Source organism: Nocardia sp. NPDC004260 (assembly GCF_053603155.1).
The window spans coordinates 1-13,631 of record NZ_JBSGEZ010000112.1 but is presented as its reverse complement, the minus strand read 5'-3'; the positions used below and the strand labels follow the sequence as shown (position 1 = coordinate 13,631).

The following is a 13,631-nucleotide window of genomic DNA, read 5'->3' as shown; positions in this document are numbered from 1 at the left end:
ATGATCACTTCTTCGTAGCAGGATTTGAGGATCACGTACCCGGGTGGCACCGGCAGGTGCGCCGCCACCAGCTCCCCGAGATTCGCGCCCTTGCCGCCGACGCGGTCTGCGTCCGTCAGCCGCAGATCGGCGAGGTCGGTCACGTAGTCGCCCATAACGGCTCCGATCAATCGGAATTTCAACGTCGCATGTAGTCAGCTTGGCTCAACATCATGTGCGTTCACCACGGTCGAAGGTCCCTTTGTCGCGCCCATCGACTCCCGTCGTCGCCACCACTCGGCATAGAGGACCGGCCACTCGTCACGGAGGGTCGCCCGCGGTTTCGTATGGGATGGGAGCCGACGTCACATGTCGTGGCTGTGCGCCCTCCCTGAGGGGAGGCTGAACCGGCCTGGGCCGCGCGGGCAGACCGAGAGCCGAGCGATCACAGGCGAGCACCAGGTCGGTCGAGGTGATCAACCCGATGAGCCTGGCGTCGGCGTCGACGACCGCGACGGCGTCCAGGTTGGGGCGCAGCACCACACGGGACGCGACATCGCTCACCAGCTCTTCTTCCCGGGCAAGGGCGACAGCGGGAAGCGCACGCGCGGCATCGCCCACTGTGGTGGTCGCGCGGGCCGGTTCGGCGACCGCCGCCAGATCCGACCAGGCCACCACCGCAACGGGGTGACCGCTCGCGTCGACCACCGGAAACACACGATGCCCACTGGCCGTCGCGTCCGAACGCAGCAGCGCGGCGACCGGCAAGGCGGCCGGTATCGCTATCGGGTGCGAAGTCATCACGTCGCGAACCCGGCTGTCGCCCAGCCGGTGACGTAGCCCGGCGACGGTGAGTTCGGCGTGCGCCGCCGACTGAAGGAACCAGCCCAGCAGCATCAGCCACAGCCCACCAAGGTGCCCGAACAGGACGAGTTCGGCGATACCGATCATCAGCAAGACCGTGCCGAGGAATTGTCCACTGCGGGCGGCTGAGGTCGCAGCGCGCAAACGGTCACCGGTGCGCCGCCAGATCACCGCACGCAGTACACGGCCGCCGTCGAGCGGCGCGCCGGGCAGAAGATTGAACAGCCCCAGGATCGTGTTCATGAGGGCCAGCCACACCAGGACAGCGGTGATCGGCCCGTCCGGGTCCACCGCCGCGCTCGCGAGGCCGGCGAGGAACGCGACGGCGGCGATGCCCAGACTGGTGAGCGGACCGGCCGAAGCGATGCGCAGATCCGTTCGCGCGTCCCGCGGTTCTTCGCCCAATTCCGAGACACCGCCCAGCAGCCACAACACGATCACGTCGACGCGAATACCACTGCGCCGGGCGACGATCGAATGGGCCAGCTCGTGGGCGAGCAGCGCCGCGCAGAACGCGATGGCCCCGATGACGGCTGTGATCCACACGACGGCAGTGGCCGCGGTGCCGGTCAGGTACGAGCCCAGAACCCAGGTGAACAGGCCCACCGTGACCAGCACCGACCAGTGAGCGCCGAGGCGGATGCCCGCAATCCTGCCGAGCGGGAATGTTCGATGGATCATCGGATCCCATTCAGCACGGTGGAGCGGGAGTCGCCGGATGCGTTCGTCATGGGGTGATGGTGGTCGAACGGGCCGACGGCAGCCGCAGACTGCGGGCGATGGTGTCGGTCCACGAACGGACGGTTGCCCAGTCGCGCAGGTCCCCGTAGCGGCCTTTGCCCAGCAGTCGGTAGAGCATGCGCGTCCGCAGTGAGATGCCGTCGCTGTCGTACTGTCCGGCGAACGCCCGGTAATCGTGCGCCCTGACCGAATCGCGCAGTCCGGCGATCTTCTTCGGGACCAATCGCCCGAGGCGGCGGCCGATCGGGCCGCGCAGTGCCGGGGCGAGGCCGACGCTGAACAGCCAGACGTCCTTTTCCACCAACTCGTCCTGGTGGGCGTGCACGTAGTCGGCGACGGAGGGCAGGAGTTTCATGTTGTGGACTGCGCTGCCGAGGACGAGGGTGTCGAAGTTGGACAGGTCGGGCGCGTGGTCGATATCAGCGAGTTCGACGATGGCGTCGCGACTCGACAGCTCGGTGCCGATGAATTCGGCGATGTCGCGGGTCGATCCCTGTTCGGTCGCGTAGACGACAGCAATGTGATGTTTGTCCTGGTCCATGCCGAAAATGTTCCTCGTGTACGCCCCGTCCGATGAGAGGACTCGTGCCCGGACACAGGGGACCATCGTCACTGCCGCTTGTGGCGCATCAGCCAGCGTCGTAGTTCGTCGGCGCCCCACACGATGAACGGGTATGGCAGCGTGAAGGCGAGCATGGCGGGGGTCAATGCGGCCGTGCCGAGCAGGCTCTGCATTACTGGGGTGTAGATGATGATCGCCGCGAGGGCGAGTTCGAAGGCGATGCCCCACAGCAGCAAGCGGTTGGACAGTACGCCGATGGAGCGCAGCGAAGCGCGGTCGGTACGTGCGGCGAACGCGGTGCCGATCTGGCCGGCGACCATGCCGAAAAAGGTCATCGTGGTCGCCTGCTGGTAGGTGTGGTGCAACGGGCTACCGGGGCCGGTGGGATCGCCCGGGTGCCAACCGCCGTGCAGCAGCACGAAGAAGAAGCCGGTCATGGCGAGCGCCGCCGCGATCACCCCGAGGAACAGCCACGCGCGCAGCAGCATCGGTGTGCGGATCACCGACTCACCGCGCCGGCGCGGTGGACGGCGCATCAGGCCGGGCTCGGCCCCTTCTCGTCCGAGCGCCAGCGCCGGAAGCGTCTCGGTGCCGACGTCGAAGGCCAGCAGCTGCATCACGGTCAGCGGAAGCGGAACCGCGCCGCCGGAGAGCGCGAACACCAGCAGCGGTGTCACCTCGGGCGTGGTGTGGGCGAAGATGTAGCAGATGAACTTCCTGATGTTGTCGTAGACGCGCCGACCGGCCTCGATGGCTGTGGTGATGGTGGCGAAGTTGTCGTCGGTGAGCACCATCGTGGCCGCCTCGCGAGCGACGTCGGTGCCCGAACGGCCCATCGCCACGCCGATGTCCGCGCGTCGCAGTGCGGGCGCGTCGTTGACGCCGTCTCCGGTCATGGCGACCACGTGCCCTGCGGCGCGTAGCGCGTCGGCGATGCGCAGTTTGGCTTCGGGGGAGGACCGGGCGAAGATGAGTTCGCTCGGTCCCGCCAGCAGCTGGTCGAGATCGGCTTCGCTCATCAGTTCGAGTTCCGCACCGGTGATCACGGTCGGCCTGCCGCGCGTGATACCGATCCGGTCGGCGACCGCCGCCGCGGTCAGCCCGTGATCGCCGGTGATGACGATGACGCGGATGCCTGCGGCGTGGCACAGTCGCACGGCCTCGGCGACGCCGGGCCGTGGCGGGTCCTCCAGTGCGACCAGGCCGAGCAGCGCCAGATCTTTCTCGGCCTGTTCCCGCTGCTGCGGGACCGTGGAACCGGCGAGGTCGCGCGCGGCGACGGCCAGCATCCGCAGACCCTGCTGTGCGCGGGCATCGACCAGCGCGGCCACCTGCTCGCGGCGGTGTGCACTCAGCGGTCGAAGTGCACCGTCTGAGCCGAGTTCGGCGGTGCACAGCGGTAGCAACGACTCCGGGGCTCCTTTGGTGTGCACGCGCAGCCGCCCTGCCTCGTCCGCGTCGATGGTCGACATCCGTTTGCGGACCGGGTCGAAGTGGAACAGACGCCGCCGGGAGCGCTCCCGCTGGTCGGCGCGAACCTGCGCGCCCAGGGCGGAGGCCGCGGCCAGCAGCGCCAGTTCCATGGGGTCACCGACCACAGAACCGGACTCGGCGAGTCGAGCGTTGTTGCAGGCCGCGATCGTTTCCGCCACGCGGGCAAGCGTGGGATCCTCCGTCCCGGAGGCGGCGTCGGGGTCGTGCGCTCCGGTCGCGGTGTCGATCGCGACCACCCGCATACGGTTCTCGGTGAGGGTGCCGGTCTTGTCGGTGCAGATCACGTCGGTGCAGCCGAGGGTCTCCACGGCGCTGAGGCGTTTGACCACCGCGCCGCGGCGCGCCAGCTCGCGCACACCCATCGCCAACGCCAGCGTGATCACCGGCAGCAGTCCCTCCGGGACGTTGCCCACCAGCAGTCCCACCGCGAAAACCACCGCATTGATCGAAGACAACCCCGCGCCGAACACCGCGAGCGGAATGAACGCCGCCGCGAGCAACACCGAGATCAACGCGATCAACCAGGCCACCCGGCGCACTTGATGTTCGAGTGGACTCTCCTCCGGCTCGACGCGCTCGGACAGGGCCGCGATGCGCCCGAGCTCGGTGTGCATGCCGGTGGCGAAGACGATCGCGCGCGCCTCCCCCTCGGTACAGGAGGTGCCGCTGAAGACCAGCTCGCGTGCCTGCGCCAGCGGCACCCCGGCGTCGACGGCGTCGGCACTGCGGTAGACCGGCATCGATTCCCCGGTCAGTTCCGACAGGTCCACCTCGATGCCGCCGTCGAGCAGCCGCGCGTCCGCGCAGATCCGGTCGCCCTCGGCGATCACCAAGACGTCTCCGGGCACGACACCGGTCGCCTCGACCTCGGTGACCTGGCCGTCTCGCACGACTTTCGCCCGGATCGGCAGATAGGCGGCCAGCGCCTCCACCGCCTGCTCGGCGTGCCGCTCCTGGGCGAACGCGAACCCCGCGTTGATCATGATGACGACCACGATCGCGATCGCGACCGGCACGATGCCGACCGCGCCCGCCAGCCCGGCCGCGGCCCACAGCAGCAGCGCGAGCGGGTGGGTGAATTGACGAGCCAGGTCTCGCAGCCAGCTTCGGCGGCCCCGCCGCAGCAGCACGTTGGAGCCGTAGTGGATCAAGCGTCGTTCGGCCTCGCGCCCGGTGAGCCCGCAGCGGTTGCCGCGTAGATCGCGCAGCAGCAGATCGATCCGCTCGGTGGGATCGATGCGCAGGCCGGGTTCCGCCTCGACCAGATCGGTCACGGTGCTGCCACCATGTCGCGGAGGGTGTCCACCGTGGCGCTCCGCCGAACATTATCGGCGATCGCGGACGACCCCGCATGCCGCACGATCCGAAGGACTTCGCGCATTCGCGCGGCATTGTCGGCACCGAGCAGATTCGGATGTGGACGAATCTCGCTCCGCACCCGTACCACCCTTTCCGGTGCCGGTACGACGAGGGCTACCTGGTATCCCATCGAAGCCTCCGTTCCTCCTGCCTCGAGCGTGCGCTTTGCCATGGTTGCCGGACAGGGGCGAAGGTCCCGCACCGAGAGGTATCCCGCCGTCGCCGCACCGGAAACGACGGAGGTCATCAGCATGCGAGGTCTTTACGCCCTGCCGGAGCGGCCGTCGCGGGTCGTTGACTTGATCGCGGGAGGCCGACATGAGGACTTTGAGCCATGAGGCATCGAACGCGCGGACGCGGTGGGAACCGATCGAGAAGTCTACGGCCGAACGCGTCGGTGCGAATCTGACCGACTACCGGATGTCCTGCCAGGTATTCGACTGGGCGGCGGCACGCTCCTCGCTGGCTGGGTTACCCGGTGGGGGAGTGAACATCGCCTACGAAGCCGTCGATCGTCACCTGGGCACCCCTTCGGCCGATGTCACCGCACTGCGCGCGCTGCGTTCGACCGGCGAACGCTCCACCTTGACCTACGCCGAGTTGGCGGCCCTGAGCAACCGATTCGCAGACGTGCTGTACGAGCTGGGTGTGCGTCCCGGCGAGCGGGTGTGCATCCTGCTGGGCCGGACTCCGGAGTTGTATGTCGCGGCGCTGGGCGCATGGAAAGCCGGATGTGTCGTCTCGCCGCTGTTCTCCGCGTTCGGACCCGAGCCGGTGCGCCAGCGTTTGGCGATCTCCGAGGCGACGACGCTGGTCACGACGACCGAACTCTACCGGCGTAGAGTCGCGCCGATCCGCGCCGAGGTTCCTGACCTGCGGCATGTCCTCGTGACCGACGCCGATCCGGAGAGCGAACTGGAAGGTGGCGCCATCGACTTGTCGCTGGCGATGGTGGCCGCCGACGCCGAATTCCCGATCGTGCGAACCCAGCCCGAAGATCCGGCATTGCTGCACTTCACCAGTGGGACCACGGGGAAACCGAAAGGCGCGGTTCATGTGCACGCAGCGGTGCTCGCCCACCGGATCACCGCGCGCTATGCACTGGATCTGCGACCGGGCGATGTGTTCTGGTGTACAGCGGACCCGGGATGGGTGACCGGCATGTCCTACGGGGTGATCGCGCCGCTCACCCTGGGCGCCACCGTGATCACCGACGAGGCCGATTTCGACGCCCTGCGCTGGTACGAGGTACTCACCGCGGAGAAAGTCTCGGTGTGGTACACCGCGCCGACCGCGCTGCGCATGCTGATGCGCCGCGGCGACGAACTGCCGCCCGGCACGGATCTGTCGCGCCTGCGATTCGTCGCCAGCGTCGGAGAACCACTCAATCCCGAGGTGGTGGTCTGGGGTCAGCAGGTTCTGGGCAAACCGGTTCACGACAACTGGTGGCAGACAGAGACCGGCGCGATCATGATCGCCAACCTCGCCGCCGAGCAGGTGCGGCCCGGTTCGATGGGACGGCCGCTGCCCGGCGTCGAAGCCACGATCCTGCGCCGCGGGCCGGACGGCCGGGCAGAAATGATCGGCGGCGGCGTCCGGCATGCCCGAACCGGCGAGATCGGTGAGCTCGCGTTGCGCGGCGGCTGGCCGTCGATGTTCCGCGGCTACTGGGGACAACCCGAGAGGTACGCGCGGGCGTTCGCCGCGGGCTGGTATCTGTCCGGTGATCTGGCCCGGCGCGACGCCGACGGATATTACTGGTTCGTCGGACGCGCCGATGACGTGATCAAGTCGGCTGGGCACCTGGTCGGTCCGTTCGAGGTGGAAAGCGCTCTGATGGCTCACCCGGCGGTCGCGGAGGCGGGGGTGATAGGTAAGCCGGATCCGGTCGCGGGCGAGCTGGTGAAGGCTTTCGTCCTGCTGCGGCCGCGATACCTCGCCTCCGAAGAACTGCGGGCGGAGTTGCTCGCGTTCGGCCGCCGGACACTCGGCGCGGTGGCACCCAAGGAGATCGCCTTCGCCGAGAGCCTGCCACACACCCGCAGCGGAAAAGTGATGCGGCGACTGCTCAAAGCGCGTGAGCAAGGGTTGCCCGAGGGCGATGTGTCGACCCTGGAGGCCGGGCAATGACGGCCACCGAACTGCCGGATCGAGTGGGTGACCGGCTGTCGCTCGCCGCCACGGAACGAATCGAATTGCTGCGGCAGATGATCCGTATCCGGCGATTCGAGGAGCGCTGCGTGCAGCTCTACAGCGCCGAGAAAATTCGCGGATTCCTCCACTTGTACGTCGGCGAGGAAGCCGTCGCGGCCGGGCTGCTGCGGCAGATCGGCCCCGAGGACGCGGTGGTGTCCACCTATCGCGAACACGGGCACGCACTCGCTCGCGGTATTCCCATGGCCGCGTTGATGTCGGAGATGTTCGGCCGCGCGTCCGGATGCAGCGGCGGGCGCGGCGGCTCGATGCATCTTTTCGATGCCGGTCGACGATTCTTCGGCGGAAATGCGATCGTCGGGGGAGGTTTACCGCTGGCGGTCGGCCTGGCCCTGGCCGATGCCATGCGGGATCGGCCCGCGGTAACGGTGTGCTTGTTCGGTGACGGCGCCGCGGCCGAGGGAGAGTTCCACGAATGCTTGAATCTGGCCGCGTTGTGGCGACTGCCGATCCTGTTCGCGTGCGAGAACAACCGGTACGCGATGGGCACGGCGCTGCACCGCGAACACGCGGTGACCGATCTGGCGCTGCGCGCCTCGAGCTATGGCTTGGCGGCTTGGCCGGTCGATGGCATGGACCCGGAGGCGGTGGCGGCGGCCACCCAGCGGGCGGTGGAATCCATCCGTGGCGGGAGCGGGCCGTGCTTTCTGGAACTGCGGACCTACCGCTTCCGTGCGCACTCTCTCTACGACGCCGACCGCTATCGCGACAAAGCCGAGATCGAGCAGTGGAAGAAGCGCGACCCGATACCCCGGTTGTCCGCCGAGCTGCGGGCATCGGGATCACTCGACGAGCAGGCCCTGTCCGCCCTCGAGGCCGCGGTCGACGCCGAACTCGACGACGCGATCGCCCAGGCCGAGGCCGGGCCGGTGGAGGCGGTCGCCGATTTGAGTCGTCACGTGTACGCGGAGCGACCATGATCACCTACCGCGAGGCTATGCGGGAAGCTCTGCGGGAAGCGCTGGATCGCGACGACCGCGTCTTTCTGATGGGCGAGGATGTCGGCGCCTACGGAGGCTGTTTCGGAGTGAGTCGCGGCTTGCTGGAGGAATACGGGCCGCGCCGCATCCGGGACACGCCGTTGAGCGAATCCGCGTTCGTCGGCGCGGGCATCGGTGCGGCGCTGGGTGGCATGCGGCCGATCGTCGAGATCATGACCGGCAACTTCAGCTTGCTCGCGCTGGACCAGATCCTCAACAACGCCGCGACCTTGCGGCACATGTCAGGTGGCCAGCTCGGCGTCCCGCTGGTGATCCGGATGGCCACCGGTGCGGGCCGCCAGCTGGCCGCCCAGCATTCCCACAGCCTGGAAGCCTTTTACGCGCACATCCCCGGGCTCCGCGTCGTTTCGCCCGCCACAGTGGCGGATGCCCGCGGAATGCTGTGGACCGCGTTGCAGGACCCTGATCCGGTCGTGATCTTCGAACCGATCGCTCTGTACGGCAGCGAGGGGGAGATGGCTGGGGACGACGAACTGGTAGATATCGATCACGCGATGGTTCGGCGTGCGGGCACCGACGTCACCATAGTCGCCTTCGGCGCGACCCTGCCGACCGCGGAATCGGCCGCCGAGTTGCTCGCCGCCGAAAAAGTTTCGGCGGAAGTGATCGATCTGCGCAGTTTGCGGCCGCTGGACGAGACGACGGTGCTCGAGTCGGTGGTACGCACACACCGCCTGGTGGTCGTCGACGAGTGCTGGCGCAGTGTCGGCATCGCGGCGGAAATCGCCGCTCGTGCGGCCGAATACGCCTATTACGACCTCGATGCGCCGATCGGCCGGGTGTGCACCGCCGAGGTGCCGATTCCGTATGCGAAGCAGTTGGAGGAGGCCGCCCTGCCACAAGCCGAGGCCGTAGTCGACGCAGTGCGTAAGGCGGTGCGCTGAGGTGGTCGAGTTCCGTATGCCCTCGCTGGGAGCCGACATGGTGGAGGGCACGTTGTTGCACTGGCTCGTGCATCCCGGTGATGTCGTGCACAAGGGAGACGTGGTCGCGGAAGTGGACACCACCAAGGCGGCGATCGAGGTCGAATGCTTCGACGACGGCGTCATGGGCACGATTCTGGTACCCGAGGGAAAGACAGTGCCGGTGGGCACGCCGCTGGCGACGATCGAACCGGCATCGGACCGTGCCGTCGTTGCAGGAGACACCCGCACCGCGATACCGGACGGGCGCAATCCGCCTTCCTCGAGACCAGCGGAATCTGCTCGCGGCGAGACTGTTCCGGAAACGGACGGTGCGACGGAGATGGCTCGTCATGCCACGCCGCTGATCCGTCGGCTGGCACAGGAGGCGGGCATCGACCTGGCGACTCTGCATGGGTCAGGGCCGGGAGGGCGGATCGTACGCTCGGATGTCGAGCACGCCATCGCTGCCGATCAGCGCGCGACGCCGCGCGCAAGACCGATCGCCGCGCAGGACCGCGCGCGGTCCGACGAGCCGACGAAACCACACGAGAGGTTCGACACCCCCGAGAGGCTCTCTAGTCCGTCGCCACCGACCGTTGTGACGCGCGCTTCCGGCTATGCGCGTCGGCTGGCGCTCACCTCCGGAGTCGATCTGGCGAACGTCTCGGGCACCGGCCCGGGCGGCGCGGTGCGCGCCCGCGATGTACCAACAGCGGGCCCGGTCTCCGAACCTCGCGCCGAGGTGACGGAATCCGCACGCACGCAACCCACCGACACGACGCGTGAGACCGGCGTGGAAGCCCCGCAACATGATCCCGTCGCGGTGCGTAAGGTGATCGCCGCGGCGATGACGCGGTCGAAGCGCACGGTGCCGCACTATTACTTGTCCAGCACCATCGACATGGACGCCGCGCTGGATTGGCTGGAAGGAGCGAATCGCCGGGCACCGGTCAACGCGCGCATAGTGTCCTCCGCTCTGGTGCTGTGTGCCACGGCGCGGGCCGCGCGGGCGGTGCCCGCGCTTAACGGACACTGGCTCGACGACGACGAATTCCATCCGGCCTCGGACGTGCATCTCGGTGTCGTGGTGTCGCTGTATGGGGGCGGCATCATGGTGCCCACCATCCCCGACGCCGACACCCTCGCTCCGGCGGCCATGATGGACGCACTGCGTGGCGTCGTCGCGCGAGCTCGCACCGCCCGGCTGCGATCCTCGGATGCTGTGCCCGCGACCATCACCGTGACGAATCTAGGTGAGCTGGGGGTGGATTCGGTCTTCGGCGTAATCGCCGCGCCGCAGGTCGCCATAGTCGGCTTCGGCGCCGTCACCGCACGTCCGTGCGCGGTTAATGGTCTGCTGGGCGTCCGTCCCCAGTTGACCGCCACGCTCTCGGCGGATCATCGTGCCAGCGACGGCGCCGTCGGAGCCCGCTTCCTCAACACCGTCGCCGATTATCTCCACCAGCCAGAGGAGTTGTGAAACATGTTGCCCCCAACCATGTCCCGCGAGCAGGCAGAGGACTCCGTTCGTGCAGCGCTACGCGGATTCGCCACCGAAGCCGACATCTCCGCCCTCGGCCAGGACGACCCCTTGCGCAGCAGCCTGGAACTCGACTCGATCGACTTCCTCACCTTCATCGAACGCCTCTCCGCTGTCGGCGGCCGGATCGAGGAGAGCGACTATCCACGACTATCGACGATCCGTTCCTGTGTCGACTTCCTCACTCGCACCCGCTAGATGCCTGTCTCGGCCGTTGCGAAATGCCGAGGCATTCGTTCAACGGTCGGGCAGGATCCGGGCGTCGTCGATCACATCGACGTGATCCACACCGTCTACGGTGCGGGCCAGAGCGGCGACAACCTGTTGCTCACGCGGATCGGCGAAGATGCCGCGAACGGTGACCGCCCCGTCTGCGACCTCGGTCGTCCACTGTCGGCGGCTGCCTGCGTAGTCGTCGAGCAGTGTGCGGATCTTCGCATCGATGGTTGCGTCGTCGCTGAGCAGAGTTCGCAGCAGGTCGCGCCGAGACACGATTCCGACCAGCAGGCCGGCTTCCACGACCGGCATCGAGCGAAGCCGCCCGGTGAGCATGCGGGAGACGATCGTCGCGGTGTCGGTGGTAGGCGTGACCACCTCGACCGGAGTCGACATCGCCGCTGCCACCGTCTCGTCCGGCATGCCTGAAATTGCTGCCAGAGCGTCTGATTCGGACAGAATCCCGACCACGTGGCCCTGCTCGTCGACCACGGGAAGCGCGGCGAAGCCGTGCGCGGTCAGCAGCGCGGTAGCCTCCGACAACGGTGTCCCCGGCCGCGCCGTCACGACGGGCCTGCTCAGGACGTCACGTGCATGCATCGGTATCACCTCGTAACTGTGGCGTTCGGAGTGCCTGCGGCAGGAACGCCAGATTGCGCCGAGCCGACGCACAGCGGCGTCTTGGCTCGCGCTGTTTCGGTCGTGCGGTCGGTTCCGGCACCGGCCCATACGTCCAGCATGGCCCGCCTGCCTCGATGACGGGGAGAGACATCTGCCCTGCCCGCCTGGGACTAATGTCCTCAGTCGGAGGACGGCCGAGCTTCTGTAAATGATGCGAACTGGACACTGGTCGGCCGGGGGATGTGCGACGACGGGGCGGCTTCTTCCGCAGTTGCGGCCCCGGCTTTCGACGCATGCTCGCTGCCGAGTTCGAGTACGGTGGCGAAGCCTGCGGCGAGACACTCGGTCAGGGTTTCGGTGTCCGGGATCGCCGCCGTGTCGGTGTTGATCCCGACGTAGCACGTGCCCGCATGCGAAGTGAGGGTCACATTGACGGCCGTGCCGATGGTGGGCCCGAAGGCGTACATGCGGTCGATGCGCGCCCCGGCGATGTAGAGCGGCACGGGGGAGCCCGGGACGTTGGAGGCGACGAAGTCGACATGTTTGAGCAGGCCGGTCAGCAGCCCGGCAGGCAGTCGGTTCAGCGTCGCCGCGACGGCACCCGACAGCGGTATCGCCGGTTCGCGTCGCCAGCCCGCGACCGCAGCGTCGATGGCGTGCATGAGGTCTGTGGTGTCGGCGATGGCGACCGGCAGGGCGAAACGAGCGAGTGTGATGCGGTTGCCGCCGAGTGGGTCGTCGGGGGTGCGCAGGCTGATCGGCATTGTCACCCGCAGCTGGTCGAGTTCCGCGCCGTGGCGGCTGTGATAGCCGCGCAATCCGATCACGACCGCGGTGAGGAACGCGTCGTTCAGGGTGCAGCCCGCGGTCCGGGCGGCGTCCCGCAATCGTTCGAGAGGCACGTCGAGCACCGCCAGCCGGCAACCGAGGCTGCGCCGGGTCATCACGGGGGAAAGCGTGGTGGTGATGGGCCGGGCCAAACGAACCAGCGACCCCGCCAACGCCGCGCCCTCGCGCAACGCCCGGGCAGGATTGCCGAGCGCTCGCCGAGCGATCGGCGGCGCCGAACGGACACCGCCGACGAGCAGATCCGAGCCGACCGACAGGTTCCATGCCACGATGTCGCGCAGCGCGCCCGCACGGTCGCCCAGCGGCTCGGACGGTAGACCGCGGTCGGTGCCCGCGCGGTCGAAATCCAGCAGCGCCGTGGCGATCTGGATTCCGCCGATACCATCGGTGAGACTGTGGTGCACCGTCAGCACCAGGGCACATTCGCCGGCCGCCATGCCGCACAGCAACGTCGCGCGCCACAGCGGGCGGGCCGGGTCGAATCCGGTCATGGCCTCGGTGCGGGCGAATTCGAGTACCGCGGACATGTCCGCCGGTTCCGGTAGCGCGGATCGCCGCAGATGCCAGGATAGGTCGAAATCCGGATCCAGTGCCCACCGTGGCGGGGCGAAGCCCAACGGCGCGGCGATCAGCCGATGCCGCAACCTGGGCACGAGGCGGCTGCCGCGCTCCATCGTGCGCGCCAGTCGATCCAGGTCCGGTTCGGCGTCGAGCATCAGCACCGACACGATCGTCGAGCGCAGGACCGGGTCACGTTCCATGTTCCAGGAGAACAGGTCCGACTGCGACATATGGGATTCGCGCGCGTCCATCAGTCGCTGCCTTCGTCCACCGCCGACCACATAGGGCGATCGCGCGCGCCGGTTCGGTTGCGCCCCGAGTGTGGATCGGCTGATACCCTGCGCGTTGTCGGCAGGGGAGCGGAACGGGCCATACCCATACCACTCAGTCTGTTCAGTGGCGTCCGGCGGCGACCGTTGACGAAGACCCTTATCCGAAGGACCTTCGTCCTTCATCGTCTGTCCGATACGCAATTGGGTTTCGCATCCAGCAAGCATGTGCGTGCCGCTGAACTCGGTGCGGCCACGGCGCTGCCGCAGCTGCCGAAACCGCCGCGATAGTGGGAGTGGCGTCCGAGCCATCTCGGGGCCTGGGGCCGGGCGATGGCAGGAGGGCTCGCAAATGCCGTGCCTAGTGCCGCGTCAGGCAACGTTCGGTAGGTAATCCGGGTATCGGATCTTGGATCCGACGGCGAAGTCGCGGACGGGTCCGGCGTGTTGGTTGCG

At 67.9% G+C, this 13,631-nt stretch carries 12 protein-coding genes; 5 read left to right on the top strand and 7 right to left on the bottom strand.

Annotated features, from left to right (window positions below; all coding sequences use genetic code 11):
• From ACWEO7_RS35510 to ACWEO7_RS35490, 5 genes are all read right to left on the bottom strand, one after another.
• Positions 1-155, bottom strand: a 155-nt coding sequence (locus ACWEO7_RS35510; protein ID WP_452429701.1) for a PEP/pyruvate-binding domain-containing protein, incomplete at its 3' end; no start/stop codon positions are given.
• A 145-nt stretch (positions 156-300) separates the two neighbouring features.
• On the bottom strand, positions 301-1,524 hold the full coding sequence (locus tag ACWEO7_RS35505; RefSeq protein ID WP_452429780.1) for a site-2 protease family protein: 1,224 nt from the start codon (positions 1,522-1,524) through the stop codon (positions 301-303).
• 46 nt (positions 1,525-1,570) lie between these two features.
• Positions 1,571-2,125: a flavodoxin domain-containing protein gene (locus ACWEO7_RS35500; protein ID WP_397080793.1), complete on the bottom strand. Its 555-nt coding sequence runs from the start codon at positions 2,123-2,125 to the stop codon at positions 1,571-1,573.
• Between the two features lie 68 nt (positions 2,126-2,193).
• On the bottom strand, positions 2,194-4,914 hold the full coding sequence (locus tag ACWEO7_RS35495) for a cation-translocating P-type ATPase (protein WP_452429778.1): 2,721 nt from the start codon (positions 4,912-4,914) through the stop codon (positions 2,194-2,196).
• Positions 4,911-5,252: a hypothetical protein gene (locus tag ACWEO7_RS35490; RefSeq protein WP_452429776.1), complete on the bottom strand. Its 342-nt coding sequence runs from the start codon at positions 5,250-5,252 to the stop codon at positions 4,911-4,913. The genes ACWEO7_RS35495 and ACWEO7_RS35490 overlap by 4 nt, the downstream gene beginning before the upstream one ends.
• A gap of 65 nt (positions 5,253-5,317) precedes the next feature.
• On the opposite strand from ACWEO7_RS35490, the gene acsA reads away from it, so the two are divergent.
• The 5 genes from acsA to ACWEO7_RS35465 are packed head-to-tail and all read left to right on the top strand — an operon-like array spanning position 5,318 to position 10,857.
• A complete protein-coding gene (acsA, locus tag ACWEO7_RS35485) occupies positions 5,318-7,129 on the top strand; it encodes an acetate--CoA ligase (protein WP_397080787.1) in 1,812 nt (603 codons plus the stop codon).
• Positions 7,126-8,133, top strand: coding sequence for a pyruvate dehydrogenase (acetyl-transferring) E1 component subunit alpha (gene pdhA, locus ACWEO7_RS35480; protein ID WP_397080785.1), 1,008 nt, complete (start codon positions 7,126-7,128; stop codon positions 8,131-8,133). The genes acsA and pdhA overlap by 4 nt, the downstream gene beginning before the upstream one ends.
• Positions 8,130-9,098 (top strand): alpha-ketoacid dehydrogenase subunit beta, encoded by a 969-nt coding sequence (locus ACWEO7_RS35475; protein WP_397080783.1) that lies wholly within the window; start codon positions 8,130-8,132, stop codon positions 9,096-9,098. The genes pdhA and ACWEO7_RS35475 overlap by 4 nt, the downstream gene beginning before the upstream one ends.
• Position 9,099: 1 nt before the next feature.
• Complete coding sequence (locus tag ACWEO7_RS35470) at positions 9,100-10,599, top strand: 2-oxo acid dehydrogenase subunit E2 (protein ID WP_452429775.1); 1,500 nt, start codon at positions 9,100-9,102, stop codon at positions 10,597-10,599.
• 3 nt (positions 10,600-10,602) lie between these two features.
• A complete protein-coding gene (locus ACWEO7_RS35465) occupies positions 10,603-10,857 on the top strand; it encodes an acyl carrier protein (protein WP_397080779.1) in 255 nt (84 codons plus the stop codon).
• 39 nt (positions 10,858-10,896) lie between these two features.
• Here ACWEO7_RS35465 and ACWEO7_RS35460 read toward each other — a convergent pair whose 3' ends face one another.
• The gene (locus ACWEO7_RS35460) at positions 10,897-11,475 is read right to left on the bottom strand and encodes a CBS domain-containing protein (protein WP_397080778.1); all 579 of its coding nucleotides are present in this window, start codon (positions 11,473-11,475) and stop codon (positions 10,897-10,899) included.
• Positions 11,476-11,675: 200 nt separating this feature from the next.
• The gene (locus ACWEO7_RS35455; RefSeq protein ID WP_452429772.1) at positions 11,676-13,157 is read right to left on the bottom strand and encodes a wax ester/triacylglycerol synthase domain-containing protein; all 1,482 of its coding nucleotides are present in this window, start codon (positions 13,155-13,157) and stop codon (positions 11,676-11,678) included.
• Between the last annotated feature and the right edge of the window lie 474 nt (positions 13,158-13,631).